13 protein-coding genes are annotated in these 11,287 nt (G+C 68.3%); 4 read left to right on the top strand and 9 right to left on the bottom strand.

Going from position 1 to position 11,287, the window contains the following annotated elements; translation table 11 throughout:
* Positions 1 to 115: 115 nt before the first annotated feature.
* The 4 genes from PMI01_RS15820 to PMI01_RS15805 all read right to left on the bottom strand — a co-directional run bounded on the left by PMI01_RS15820 (position 116) and on the right by PMI01_RS15805 (position 4,185).
* A complete protein-coding gene (locus tag PMI01_RS15820) occupies positions 116 to 475 on the bottom strand; it encodes a DUF1304 domain-containing protein (RefSeq protein ID WP_007670873.1) in 360 nt (119 codons plus the stop codon).
* 117 nt (positions 476 to 592) lie between these two features.
* On the bottom strand, positions 593 to 1,855 hold the full coding sequence (locus PMI01_RS15815) for an O-antigen ligase family protein (protein ID WP_007670871.1): 1,263 nt from the start codon (positions 1,853 to 1,855) through the stop codon (positions 593 to 595).
* A 10-nt stretch (positions 1,856 to 1,865) separates the two neighbouring features.
* Entirely contained in the window at positions 1,866 to 2,567 is a 702-nt protein-coding gene (locus PMI01_RS15810) for a hypothetical protein (RefSeq protein WP_007670869.1), read from the bottom strand.
* 118 nt (positions 2,568 to 2,685) lie between these two features.
* A complete protein-coding gene (locus PMI01_RS15805; protein WP_007670862.1) occupies positions 2,686 to 4,185 on the bottom strand; it encodes a GumC family protein in 1,500 nt (499 codons plus the stop codon).
* Between the two features lie 85 nt (positions 4,186 to 4,270).
* Between PMI01_RS15805 and PMI01_RS15800 the strand changes: the two genes are divergently transcribed.
* Entirely contained in the window at positions 4,271 to 5,011 is a 741-nt protein-coding gene (locus PMI01_RS15800) for a polysaccharide biosynthesis/export family protein (protein ID WP_007670859.1), read from the top strand.
* Positions 5,012 to 5,051: 40 nt separating this feature from the next.
* Here PMI01_RS15800 and PMI01_RS15795 read toward each other — a convergent pair whose 3' ends face one another.
* Both PMI01_RS15795 and PMI01_RS15790 read right to left on the bottom strand, forming a co-directional pair.
* The gene (locus PMI01_RS15795) at positions 5,052 to 5,330 is read right to left on the bottom strand and encodes a sel1 repeat family protein (protein ID WP_007670856.1); all 279 of its coding nucleotides are present in this window, start codon (positions 5,328 to 5,330) and stop codon (positions 5,052 to 5,054) included.
* A gap of 188 nt (positions 5,331 to 5,518) precedes the next feature.
* Positions 5,519 to 6,244 carry a glutathione S-transferase N-terminal domain-containing protein gene (locus PMI01_RS15790; protein ID WP_007670853.1) on the bottom strand — a complete coding sequence of 242 codons (726 nt, stop codon included), beginning with the start codon at positions 6,242 to 6,244 and terminating at the stop codon, positions 5,519 to 5,521.
* Positions 6,245 to 6,435: 191 nt separating this feature from the next.
* Between PMI01_RS15790 and PMI01_RS15785 the strand changes: the two genes are divergently transcribed.
* The gene (locus PMI01_RS15785; RefSeq protein ID WP_007670850.1) at positions 6,436 to 6,954 is read left to right on the top strand and encodes an RcnB family protein; all 519 of its coding nucleotides are present in this window, start codon (positions 6,436 to 6,438) and stop codon (positions 6,952 to 6,954) included.
* A 178-nt stretch (positions 6,955 to 7,132) separates the two neighbouring features.
* Positions 7,133 to 7,477, top strand: coding sequence for a hypothetical protein (locus tag PMI01_RS15780; protein ID WP_007670847.1), 345 nt, complete (start codon positions 7,133 to 7,135; stop codon positions 7,475 to 7,477).
* A gap of 74 nt (positions 7,478 to 7,551) precedes the next feature.
* On the opposite strand, the gene gatB is transcribed toward PMI01_RS15780, so the two are convergent.
* Together gatB and PMI01_RS28205 are read right to left on the bottom strand one after the other, a co-directional pair.
* Entirely contained in the window at positions 7,552 to 9,051 is a 1,500-nt protein-coding gene (gatB, locus tag PMI01_RS15775) for an Asp-tRNA(Asn)/Glu-tRNA(Gln) amidotransferase subunit GatB (protein WP_007670844.1), read from the bottom strand.
* A 30-nt stretch (positions 9,052 to 9,081) separates the two neighbouring features.
* The gene (locus PMI01_RS28205) at positions 9,082 to 9,444 is read right to left on the bottom strand and encodes an endonuclease domain-containing protein (protein ID WP_369743807.1); all 363 of its coding nucleotides are present in this window, start codon (positions 9,442 to 9,444) and stop codon (positions 9,082 to 9,084) included.
* A 234-nt stretch (positions 9,445 to 9,678) separates the two neighbouring features.
* Here PMI01_RS28205 and PMI01_RS15770 point away from each other — a divergent pair, with 234 nt between their 5' ends.
* Positions 9,679 to 10,272: a hypothetical protein gene (locus PMI01_RS15770; RefSeq protein ID WP_007670841.1), complete on the top strand. Its 594-nt coding sequence runs from the start codon at positions 9,679 to 9,681 to the stop codon at positions 10,270 to 10,272.
* A 77-nt stretch (positions 10,273 to 10,349) separates the two neighbouring features.
* Here PMI01_RS15770 and PMI01_RS15765 read toward each other — a convergent pair.
* The coding region (locus tag PMI01_RS15765) for an amidase family protein (RefSeq protein WP_007670838.1) at positions 10,350 to 11,287 on the bottom strand (938 nt) is incomplete at its 5' end.

The raw sequence follows: 11,287 nt of genomic DNA, 5'->3' as shown, positions 1-11,287 counted from the left end.
ACCGCCCATCCCCCACGCCCTGTCCGGATCTGCACCAGCGTAATCCCTCACCCTCCCAAGCTTCGCTTGGGCCCCTCCCTCTCCCGCTGGGAGAGGGTTCAGGATGCGCCGAAGCTCAGGCCGCCCACCACAGCCCCAGTCCCACCACCGCCGGCAGGGTCTGGATCAGCAGGATCGAGCGCTTGACCGTCAGCCCGCCCCAGACCCCCGCCACGGCCACGCAGGCCAGGCCGAAGAACGCGAAAGCCTTGGTCACCGTGGGGTCCGGCCAGAACAGGCCCAGGGCCAGGGCCGCGACCAGGAAGCCGTTGTAGCAGCCCTGGTTGGACATGGCCGGCTTGACGATCGCCGCCGCCTCTTCCGTCAGGCCGAACACCCTCTTGCCCCGGCTGTCGAACAGCACGGTCTCCAGGAGGACGATGTAGACGTGGATCAGGGCGACGATCCCGGTGACGATCTGGGCGGCCAGCAACATGCGAATGCTCTCTTCCAAAACGGGATTGGGCGTGGGACGGGGACACACACTCACGGCAAAGCCGGTGCAAGGCTAGTCCAGACCGTGGGGTGAGTGTGTGTCCCCCACCGCAGGTCCCTACGCCTCGACCTCGCGGTCCGGGAACGCCAGCTTGGTCGCGAAGGCCACGAACAGCACCCAGCGGAAGTCGTTGTAGGTGACCGCGATGCTCTCGGTCAGGGCCACTAGGCTGTAGACGACCAGGAACGGGAAGGCGAGCAAGGCGCCGCCCCGGTCGCGGAACACGGCGATCACCGCCAGGGTCATGGTCTGCAGGTAGAACAGCCCCCAGGCGATCACCCCCACCAGACCCATGCCCAGCCATTGCTCCAGCCAGCTGTTGTGGGCGTGCTGGGCCTGGAAGCCGGCGTTCTTGCTGATCCAGGCGAACGGCCCCCAGCCGCTCTTGTCGCCCCACACCGCCTGGTAGCCGTAGCCCAGCCAGGGCCGGTCCTGGACCTCGCGCATCACCGCCGCCCAGATCTTGGTGCGGCCGGTCAGGGTGGCGTCCTTGCCGAGGATGGCGAAGAACACGTCGGCGGCGAACAGGATGAAGGCGGTCAGCAGGACGACGCCGGTCACCCCGGCCCAGGTGGCGGCCGCCCCGGCGGCCGGGCCGCGGCGGGCCACCAGCACGAAGCCGATCGCGCCGACGCCCAGCATCAGCGAGACCAGCGAGGTCTTGGAGGTCGACATCAGCACCAGCACCACGGCCAGCCCGGCGAAGGTCCACCACAGCCGGGCGCGCCGGGGGTTGAGCAGGGCCGCCGCCGACAGGATGCAGAAGCCGAAGGCCATGATGCCGCCCAGGCCGTTCTTCTCGCGCCACAGGCCGCGCCAGGCGCCCGGGAACAGCTCGGTCATCACGCCGATGCGCGGCACGGCCAGGCAGACCACGAAACAGGCGACGATCAGCACCGCGAAGCTCGCCCCGACCACCTCGGCCAGCCGCGGCCAGCGGAACCGCGCCGCCAGGGCCGCCCCGCCCAGGGTGGTGCAGACCAGGGCGAAACAGCGCCGCACCGTCTGGTCGGGGTTCACCGACCAGAACGTCGAAGCCACGGCCACCGCCAGCAGGATCAGCAGGAACGGCTGGCGGATCAACACCCGGAAACTCGCGCCCGGCCGCAGGGCGATCAGCGCGAAGCCGGCGGCGTAGGCCGGCAGATAGGCGACGCGCAGGATGGTCGAGCCAGCCTCGGTGGCGTTCTCGCCGACCACCGGCAATTCCCAGCCGCCGCTGTAGAGCAGCAGGGCGAAGACGGCCAGGCCGAACAGCGCGATCCGCGGGAACGTCAGCCTGACCGGCGCGGCGGGGGCCGCCCCGTGCGTGACGCTCACGGCCAGGTCCTCACGGCAGGATGGCCTTCAGGAACTTCGGCGGCTGGACCGAAGCCTGGTTGAAGAACACCCCGGCGCAGCGGCCGCCGGCCGAGGCCAGGGCGTCGCGCAGCAGGCCCGGCGGCCGCACGTCGGCCTCCTGGGCGCTGACCACCATCACGGTCTGGTCCATGTGCTGGGCCAGGGTCAGGCCGGCCTGCGAGGTGTCGGCCGAGGGGCTGTCGACGACGATGATCTCGGCGTGGCGGCGCAGGGCGGCCCAGTATTCGACGCCGGGCAGGATGTGGACCTTCTGGCGGCCGCGCAGGGCCTCGCGGTTGAAGCGGGTCACCCAGAAGCGCGGGCCGCCGACGCTGTGGGCGGTCAGGTACTTGGCGTCGGGCCACACGCCGCCGCCGGGCTTCGGGGCCGGCGGCTGGACGGTGAAGAAGGCCGAGCCGTCGGGCGAGGCCGGGGCCCCCGCGCCCAGCCCGCCGTAGCGCTCGGGGTCGGCGGCGATCGCCTGGTATTGCGGCGAGGTGACCAGGTCCAGGTCGATCAGCCAGGTCTTGCGGCCGGCGCGCTTGGCGGCGAAGCGGGCGAATTCGCGGGCGGCGGTCGAGGTCCCCTCCCCGCGCCGGGCGGAAACGAACTGGACGACGTGCGCGCGGCCGGGCGCGGGCGCGCCCAAGGACCCCCACAGCTCCGCCATCTCGACGTTCAAATCCACCATTCGCCGAATCGCCGCGCGTTGAAGTCCGTTTACCTTAAGGCCCAAATCCGTTCGCGTGAAAGGCGACGAAAGCGCTCAGGGTTGTGAAGCGTCAAGCTTGGCGCCGGATCGGCGCGGGTCAACGCTTGTAGGCCGCCGTGGCCAGCACCGGCAGGTTCAGGGTGCGGGCGGCCGAGGCCGGGGTTTGCAGGCCCGGCCGCAGCAGCATGCGCACCAGGCCGGCGCAGGCGGCGGTGAAGCCGGCGAACAGGAAGGCCAGGACCAGGATCGGCTTCTTCAGGCTCTTGCCCGTCGAGGGGGCCACGGCGCGCTGGACGATGCGGATGTTGTCGCTGCCCTCGGCCGACATCTGGCGCTGGGCCTGGTCCTGCTGCTCCTTGACCGTGAAGTCGCGGACGTTGGTCGACAGCACGTCGCGGTCGCGCGACAGCTGGTTGAAGGTCGGTTCCAGCTCGGACAGCCGCAGCAGGCGCTGGTTGACGTCCTGAACCTGCTGGCGGTAGGCGGCCAGCGACTGTTGCAGGGCCGCGACCTCGGCCGACAGGTCGTTGCGGGTGGACTGCAAGGTCTGCCAGATCGGGTTGGGACCGCTGCGGCGGGCGCCGTCGCCGGCGGTGCGGCCCGACGACACGCCCTGCTCCAGCTGGGCGATCTGGGCCTCGATGTCGCGGACCGGCTGGGCGTCGGGACGGTAGCGCGAGAGCAGGCCCTCGCGATCCAGCTTCAGCTGGGCCAGCTTGCCGCTCGCCGACATGTCGCTGTCGCGATAGAGCACGGACTCGGCCGGGGTGCGGGCCAGTTCGCCCTGCACCGAGGCCAGGCGGCCCATGCGGTCCTGGAGCTGCGCCTCGGTGGCGTATTTCTGGGACTCGGCCTGGGCCTGCAGCTGGGTCAGGGCGGTCTTCTGGGCGGTGAAGTCGCCGATGTCGTTGCCCGACAGGAAGGCCTGGTAAGCGACGTCGTTCTCGGCCAGCTTCTGGGCGAACAGGTCGCGCTGGCGCTCCAGGCCGTTGTCGCTGCCGCCGATCAGCAGGCTGCGGCGATAGATCAGGTACTCTTCGAGCAGGGTGTTGAGCACCTTCTCGGCGACCTCGGGATCCCCGTTCTGGTACGACAGCCGGATGATCGAATTGTCGGGCGCGGTCTCGATCTTCAGGCTGCGCGCCACCGCGTCGCGGCCCTCGGCGATCAGCTTGCGCTTACCCTCGGGCGAGGCGCTGGCGTATTTGGCGGCGCTGGACGGGAAGATCCGGGCGAAACCGACCTTGCGGATCACCCGCTCGCGCAGCTCGCCGCTGCCGAGGATTTCCGATTCCGACTGGATCACCTGGTCGACGTCCGGCACCGCGCCGCGGGCGGCGTCGCCGGCCCGGGGCTCGTAGACATATTCCTGGCCCAGGCGGACGAACAGGCTGGAGCTGGCGGTGTAGGTCTTCTTCAGGGTGGTGGCGAAGCCCAGGCCGATCAGGAAGATGGCCAGGAACACGCCCAGCATCAGCCAGCGCTCGCGCCACAGCAGGGTGACGAAATCAGTCGGCGCATAGCGGGCGCGGGCCGCCCAGTCGCTACGCGACGGCGGATCGTGCGGCACGCTGGTCCAGGCGCTCGTCGTCGACATGCGAATCCGATGGGTTCAATCTAGACCTCACCCTGGTCGTTCCCGGCTTAAGGTTTGGTTACCCATTCCTGTTAAGACTTGTCGCATGCACAGGCGCACCCTCCTCACGGCTCTCGTCCTCGCGGCAGGCGGCCCATCGCTGTTGGCCGCCTGCGGCCACGTGGATGGCGAGCCGATCACGCCCACCGCCCGCACCACGGCCAATTTCGCCGATATCGGCTATGCCGACTGGAGCGACCAGGAACCGGACTACCGGTTCTATCCGGGCGACGAGATCGAGGTCAGCGTGCCCTCGGCGGTCGAGCTGAACAAGTCGGTGGTGGTCCAGCCGGACGGCCGCGTCGCTTTGCCGCTGATCGCGCCGGTGATGGCGGCCGACCGCACGATCGCCGAACTGGAGGCCTCGATCACCCAGGCCTATTCCAGCCAGCTGCTGCGGCCCCAGGCCCAGGTGTCCATCAAGTCGACGGCGCCGCTGAAGGTGTTCGTGGGCGGGGAAGTCGGCAATCCGGGGGTCTACGACATGGCCGGCGACGGCGACGCCCTGCGGGCCGTGATCCAGGCCGGCGGCTTCAAGAATTCGTCCAAGCGCAGCTCGGTGGTGATCATTCGCCGGGGCCCCAATGGTCGCGCCATGCTGCGCACGGCCGATCTGCTGTCGGGGATGACCAGCGGCAAGGCGGACCTGGTGCCGCTACGCCGGTTCGACGTCGTCTATGTGCCGCGCAGCGGGGTGTCCGAGGCGGGCCTGTTCATGCAGCAGTACTTCCGGGACCTGCTGCCGATCAGCTTCAGCTACGCGATCAACGGCTTCAGCGGAAACTGAGGCCCCGTCGCGGGAAGACGTGGGCCGAGCCTTTTCAGGCTCAGCCGTGGGCCAGCCATTCGCGCGCCTGGCGCTGGGCTTCGGCGACATCCTCGCTGGCCATCTCCTGCGAGATTTCCTTGCGATAGACCTTGGCCTCGACCGAACCGCGCATGGCGGCCAGGTTGAACAGCATGTGGGCCGAGACGTAGTCCAGCGGCGCGCCGCCCTGGCCCGTCGAATACAGCAGGCCCATCCGGAACAGCTCGTCGCCCGAGGTGTCGACGGTCGGCAGCGGGATGCCGTGGATGGCGGTCGGCGGTTCGATACTCATCAGCATGGCTTCAATTCCCCTTCCCAGCCCGCGCCGCCGTCATGGCCGCGCCAAGCTCTCCTGGGGACAGAGAAGTCCTTCTCAGCTGAACATATAGTTAAGAGCGCCGACATCATGAATCGAGTCAGCATCCCGCGATGAATACATGACTCGTTCACTGGTGTTACTGAATGTAAACCGCCGTATACAGCGCGTTAACGGGCGCGCTGGCCAAACAGCACCTTTCGGGCCTCTTCCTGCGCTTTTCCGGGTGTTTGCAAGGCCGGACGGCGCAATTCAGCCCCCAGCTTGAAGCCGCGCTCCACGGCCTCGCGGGCCGCCATGCGCTCGAACCACGCCTTCAAGTGCGGAAACTCTTCGAGAATGATGCCCTGGTTTTTCCACGGCACAACCCATCCCCAGCACGCGAAGTCGGCGATGGACAATTGGCCGCAGATGAAATCCTTCCCCGCCAGCTGCTTGTTGAGCACGCCGTACAGCCGGTGGGTCTCGTTGGTATAGCGGATGGCGCCGTAGGCGATCTGGCGCTGGTCGCTGACGATCGAGGCCGCGTATTGGCGGAAATGGTGGGTCTGGCCGGCCATGGGGCCCAGCCCGCCCATCTGCCACATCAGCCACTGGTCGATGTCGACCCGCTCGCGCTCGCTGGTCCCGTAGAACTTGCCGGTCTTGCGGCCCAGGTACTGCAGGATGGCCCCGGACTCGAACACCGAGATCGGCTGGCCGTCGGGACCGTCGGGGTCGACGATGGCCGGCATGCGGTTGTTGGGGCTGATGGCCAGGAAGTCCGGCTTGAACTGGTCGCCCACGCCGATGTTCACCGGGATCATGGTGTAGGGCAGTTCCATCTCCTCCAGGGCCACCGAGATCTTCCAGCCGTTGGGCGTGGGCCAGTAGTGGAGTTCGATCGGACCGCTCATGCGTGGCTCCCTGATGATGTTCCGTCCAACATGGTCGCGCTCGGCGCCCGCGCCAAGGCCGGCGTCCGGCAATTGCGCCGTAGCCTGACGGCCCCGTTCAGATCAGGTTCAGCCGCGCCGGCGGAAACTTGGCGTCAAGTCGAGGGAATTGGCGGTCGCAGGATCGCCAAACAGACAAGGAGACGTCGGATATGAAGCGCATTTTGCTCACCATCGCCGCCGTGGCCGCCGTGGCCGGACCGATGGCCGTCGTCGCGAACGACGCGGCCGCCCAGGATCGCGGCCGTTGGGAACATCGTGACGACCGAGGCGACCGAGGCGACCGCTGGGGCGACCGGGACGGTCGCCATGACCGCGGCCGCTGGGACGACCGCGACGGACGCCACGACAATGGCCGCCACCGCGGCTGGGATCGCCACGACCGCTGGGACTACGGCCGCCATAACGGCTACTACTACAACAACCGCTGGAGCTACGGCCCGCCGCCGGCCTATTACTATGGCCGCCCGGGTTTCCGCCCCGGCTACAGCTCATGGCGTCGCGGCGGCTACCTGCCACCCTACTACCGTAGCGAAACCTATGTGATCCACGACTACGGCTACTATCGCCTGCGACCGCCACCCCGTGGTTATTACTGGTACCGCACGGGCAACGACTATGTGCTGGCGGCCATCGCCACCGGCCTGATCTTCGACATCATCAACGACTAGATGATGTTCGCCTGAGGCGCGAGGCGGTGTTCCTGAGCTGGTCTTGGGAGCGCCGCCTTCGCCGCATGCCCGCCGTTTATGCGGCGAGATCGCCCGATTGACGGGTTATTGCGACCGCATTCAGGGGCCAGCGTGCCGGTCGTGTCACTTTCCGACGCGACAGCAACAAGACGCTCCCATGATCAATCTCCGCATCTCGGCCGCCGTCCTGGCCCTGGCCGCCGCCGGTTACGCCGGATCGGCCCTGGCCCAGCAAACCGCGCCGGCCAGCGACCCTTCCGCCCAGACCACCCAGGCCGCGCCGTCGTCGGACCAGAGCGCGCCGTCCGCCTCGGCCGACCCCGCGACCGCCCCGGCGCCGGAAGCCAGCAGCGCCGCCTCCAGCGGCACGCCGAGTTCGGCCACGACGTCCGACCCGGCCGCGACCGACGCCGCCGCCCCGGCGGCCAAGCCCGAGAAGAAGGCCAAGAAGCACCGCAAGCCGGCCGCCGAAGCCGGCGCCTCAGAGACGCCCAAGCCGTAACGGCCGCGTCCCAGACCTGAAAAAGGGCCCGTCGCGCGAGCGGCGGGCCCTTCTTGTTTTGGTCGGCGCGAAGCCTACAGCCCCAGCTTGCTCTTCAGCAGCTCATTGACCGTGGCCGGGTTGGCCTTGCCGCCGGTCTCCTTCATCACCTGGCCGACGAACCAGCCGATGGCCTGGGGCTTTTCCTTCACCGCCGCGGCCTTGTCGGGGTTGGCCGCGATCAGCGTGTCGATCGCCGCCTCGATGGCCCCGGTGTCGTTGATCTGCACCAGGCCGCGCGTCGCGACGATCTCCGACGGACGCCCCTCGCCGGCCCACATGTGCTCGAAGACCTCCTTGGCGATCTTGGAGCTGATCGTGCCGTTCTCGATCAGCTCGACCAGCTGGGCGATGTCCGACGACGGCAGCGGCGAGTCGGCGATCTCGTGGCCGTCGGCCGACAGCCGGGCCAGCAGCTCGTTGGTCACCCAGTTGGCCACCAGCTTGGCGTCGCGACCTTTCGCGGCGGCCTCGAAATAGTCGGCGCGGTCGCTCTCGATGATCAGCACGCCGGCGTCGTAGGCCGACAGGCCGTACTGGCTCTGCAGACGCTGCTTCTTGGCGTCCGGCAGTTCCGGCAGGGTCTCCTCGATCGCCTTGACCCAGGCCGGGTCGAGGATCAGCGGCAGCAGGTCCGGATCGGGGAAGTAGCGATAGTCGTGCGCCTCTTCCTTCGAACGCATCGAGCGGGTCTCGAGCTTGCCGGGATCGAACAGGCGGGTCTCCTGGTCGATCTTGCCGCCGTCTTCCAGAATCTCGATCTGGCGACGGGCCTCGTACTCGATGGCCTGCTGGATATAGCGGTACGAGTTGACGTTCTTGATCTCGCAGCGGGTGCCCAGGTGGCTGAAGCTGCCGGTCTCGCGGAACTTCTCGTAGTCGCCCGGGCGGCAGACCGAGACGTTGACGTCGGCGCGCAGGTTGCCCTTCTCCATGTCGCCGTCGCAGGTGCCCAGATAGACCAGGATCGTGCGGATCTTCTTCACATAGGCCGCCGCCTCTTCCGAGCTGCGCATGTGCGGCTTGGAGACGATCTCCATCAGCGCCGTGCCCGCTCGGTTGAGGTCGACATAGGTGGCGTTGGGGTCCTGGTCGTGCAGCGACTTGCCGGCGTCCTGCTCCAGGTGCAGCCGCTCGATGCCGACGTCGAAGGTGGTGCCGTCGTCGCGTTCGACGGTGACGACGCCCTCGCCGACGATCGGCTGGTCGAACTGGCTGATCTGATAGCCCTGCGGCAGGTCGGGATAGAAGTAGTTCTTGCGGTCGAACCGGCTCTTCAGGTTGATCTGGGCCTTCAGGCCCAGGCCGGTCTTCACCGCCTGCTCGACGCAGAAGCCGTTCAGCACCGGCAGCATGCCCGGCATGGCCGCGTCCACCAGGCTGACCTGCTGGTTGGGCCCCGCGCCGAACCCGACGGCGGCGCCGGAGAACAGCTTGGACTTGCTGGCGACCTGGGCGTGGATCTCGAGGCCGAGCACGATTTCCCAGGGGCCGGTGCGGCCTTGGATCTGTTTGGAAGAGGCGGTTTCGGTCATGTCTCAATTCCTGGCCAAGCGGATGGCCGACTAGTTCATATCCCGTCCCTCCCCTTTATGGGGAGGGTGGCCCCGAAGGGGTCGGGTGGGGCTCGCGGCGTCGAGAGAACGGCAAATTACGTCTACCACCGCGCCGACATCCTCATGCACCGCCTGGGTCGAGAAGCGCAAGGTTTGGAAGCCTGAACGAAGCAAAACTTGGTCGCGGCGAGCATCGTGGGCGGCCTGTTCGGGCTCGTCGTGATGAGGACCATCGATTTCAATCACGATCCGACGAGCGAGACAGACAAAGTCGGGGAAATAGCCCAACAGAGGCGCCTGTCGCCGGAAGTGGAAGCCCTCCGCTCTAAGGGCACGCAGCCTCACCCATAGGCGAACCTCCTGCACCGACATGGTCTTCCGCAAGTCTCTTGCCCGTTTGATGCTCATGGCGAGATCCCCCACCCGTCCGCTTCGCGGCCACCCTCCCCACAAGGGGGAGGGAGAGCGTGACCTATGGCTTTCGCGCAGTGCAGCAAGAAAAACGGCCAATTCTTGTCAACACAGCGACCATTTCATGCCGAGCGGAACCGCCGTACTCGCCCCCCGTTTGACTCCTCGAATGAGAATAACGCTCAGGAGGAAATCATGGCTGTTCTGAACCTCAATTCCAACGAGCCGTTCATCGTGCCCAGTCATTCGGACGATGGCTCGGCATTGTTTCCCGCCGCGCCGGTCTATGCTCGCACGACGGCTCACAAGTCTTCGAGAAAAACCCACCTGCCGCTGCTGATCGGCGGCCCCGTGGCCCTGGTCGCGATCGGCGCCCTGGCCTGGGGCCTGATGAGCCAGCGGGCCGAAACCCCGACCACCGGCGCGGTCCCGCCGGCCCAGGTGGCCGAGGTGACGCCGTCGCCGCTGCCGGAAACCGCCCTGCCGGGCCCCATGCCACAGCCGGTTCCCGCCGCCGCCACGCCGATCCCGGAGCCCGCGCCCGTCAAGGTCGCCCGCGCCGAGACCACGCCGCGTGCGGCCCCCGCTCGCCGCGCCGCCCCGGCCCGCCGCGCGGCCTCGGACAGCGCGCCCGACGCCGGCTCGGCCTCGTCGAACGCCAGCGCCAGCGTTCCGGCCCCCGTCGCACCGCCGCCCGCTCCGCCGGTGGTGGTCGCCGCCCCGGTCGCCCCGGCCCTGGCGCCCGCCCCGGTGACCCCCGTCACCCCGGCGCCCGACACGCCGATGTAGGGTCGCGTCCGGCCTAGAATGAAAAAGGGCGGCTCCTCGCGGGGCCGCCCTTCTTCTTGATTGCTAGCGGTGGAGGATCACCACCACTTCGTGGCCTTGGCGTTGAAGCCGGCCGCCTTCTCCAGCGCCCCGGCCACCGAGAACACCGTGCCCTCGTCCAGCGGCTTGCCGATGATCTGCAGGCCCAGCGGCAGGCCGTTGGCGTCGAGTCCGGCCGGCAGGGACAGGCCCGGCAGGCCCGCCAGGTTGGTGGTCACCGTGAACACGTCGTTCAGGTACATGGCGATGGGATCGTTGCTGTTCTCACCCAGGCCGAAGGCCGCCGACGGCGCCGTCGGGGTCAGCAGGGCGTCGCACTTTTCCCAGGCCTTGTCGAAGTCCTCGGCGATGCGGCGGCGCACCTTCAGGGCCTTCAGGTAGTAGGCGTCGTAATAGCCGGCCGACAGCACGTAGGTGCCGATCAGGATGCGGCGCTTGACCTCGTCGCCGAAACCGGCGGCGCGGGTGTTCTCGTAGACCTCGGTGAGGTTGGCGCCCTCGGCCCGCAGGCCGTAGCGCATGCCGTCGTAGCGGGCCAGGTTCGAGGACGCCTCGGCCGGGGCCACGATGTAATAGGCCGGCAGGGCGTACTTGGTGTGCGGCAGGCTGATCTCGACGATCTCGCAACCGGCGTCCTTCAGCCAGGCGATGCCGTCGGCCCACAGCTTCTCGATCTCGGCCGGCATGTTGTCGACGCGGTATTCCTTGGGAATGCCGATCCGCAGGCCCTTGACCGACTTGCCGACGAAAGCTGCGAAGTCGGGAACCGGCACGTCCAGGCTGGTGGAGTCCTTGGGGTCGTGGCCGCTCATCGAGGTCAGCAGCAGGGCCGCGTCCTCGACGGTCTTGGCGATCGGGCCGGCCTGGTCCAGCGAGCTGGCGAAGGCCACCGTGCCCCAGCGCGAGCAGCGGCCGTAGGTCGGCTTGATGCCGACCGTGCCGGTGAAGGCGGCCGGCTGGCGGATCGAGCCGCCGG

This window comes from Caulobacter sp. AP07, from assembly GCF_000281955.1.
Taxonomy (GTDB): domain Bacteria; phylum Pseudomonadota; class Alphaproteobacteria; order Caulobacterales; family Caulobacteraceae; genus Caulobacter.
This window is presented reverse-complemented; position numbering and strand designations above follow the sequence as displayed.

What these genes read in the sequence shown, in the direction of transcription:
- PMI01_RS15805 (WP_007670862.1), bottom strand. Translation starts at nt 4,185, where the DNA reads ATGTCGACGACGAGCGCCTGGACCAGCGTGCCGCACGATCCGCCGTCG.
- gatB (WP_007670844.1), bottom strand. Translation starts at nt 9,051, where the DNA reads ATGACCGAAACCGCCTCTTCCAAACAGATCCAAGGCCGCACCGGCCCC.
- PMI01_RS15770 (WP_007670841.1), top strand. Translation starts at nt 9,679, where the DNA reads ATGGCTGTTCTGAACCTCAATTCCAACGAGCCGTTCATCGTGCCCAGT.
- PMI01_RS15800 (WP_007670859.1), top strand. Translation starts at nt 4,271, where the DNA reads ATGCACAGGCGCACCCTCCTCACGGCTCTCGTCCTCGCGGCAGGCGGC.
- PMI01_RS15790 (WP_007670853.1), bottom strand. Translation starts at nt 6,244, where the DNA reads ATGAGCGGTCCGATCGAACTCCACTACTGGCCCACGCCCAACGGCTGG.
- PMI01_RS15810 (WP_007670869.1), bottom strand. Translation starts at nt 2,567, where the DNA reads ATGGTGGATTTGAACGTCGAGATGGCGGAGCTGTGGGGGTCCTTGGGC.
- PMI01_RS15820 (WP_007670873.1), bottom strand. Translation starts at nt 475, where the DNA reads ATGTTGCTGGCCGCCCAGATCGTCACCGGGATCGTCGCCCTGATCCAC.
- PMI01_RS15785 (WP_007670850.1), top strand. Translation starts at nt 6,436, where the DNA reads ATGAAGCGCATTTTGCTCACCATCGCCGCCGTGGCCGCCGTGGCCGGA.
- PMI01_RS28205 (WP_369743807.1), bottom strand. Translation starts at nt 9,444, where the DNA reads ATGTCGGTGCAGGAGGTTCGCCTATGGGTGAGGCTGCGTGCCCTTAGA.
- PMI01_RS15795 (WP_007670856.1), bottom strand. Translation starts at nt 5,330, where the DNA reads ATGCTGATGAGTATCGAACCGCCGACCGCCATCCACGGCATCCCGCTG.
- PMI01_RS15780 (WP_007670847.1), top strand. Translation starts at nt 7,133, where the DNA reads ATGATCAATCTCCGCATCTCGGCCGCCGTCCTGGCCCTGGCCGCCGCC.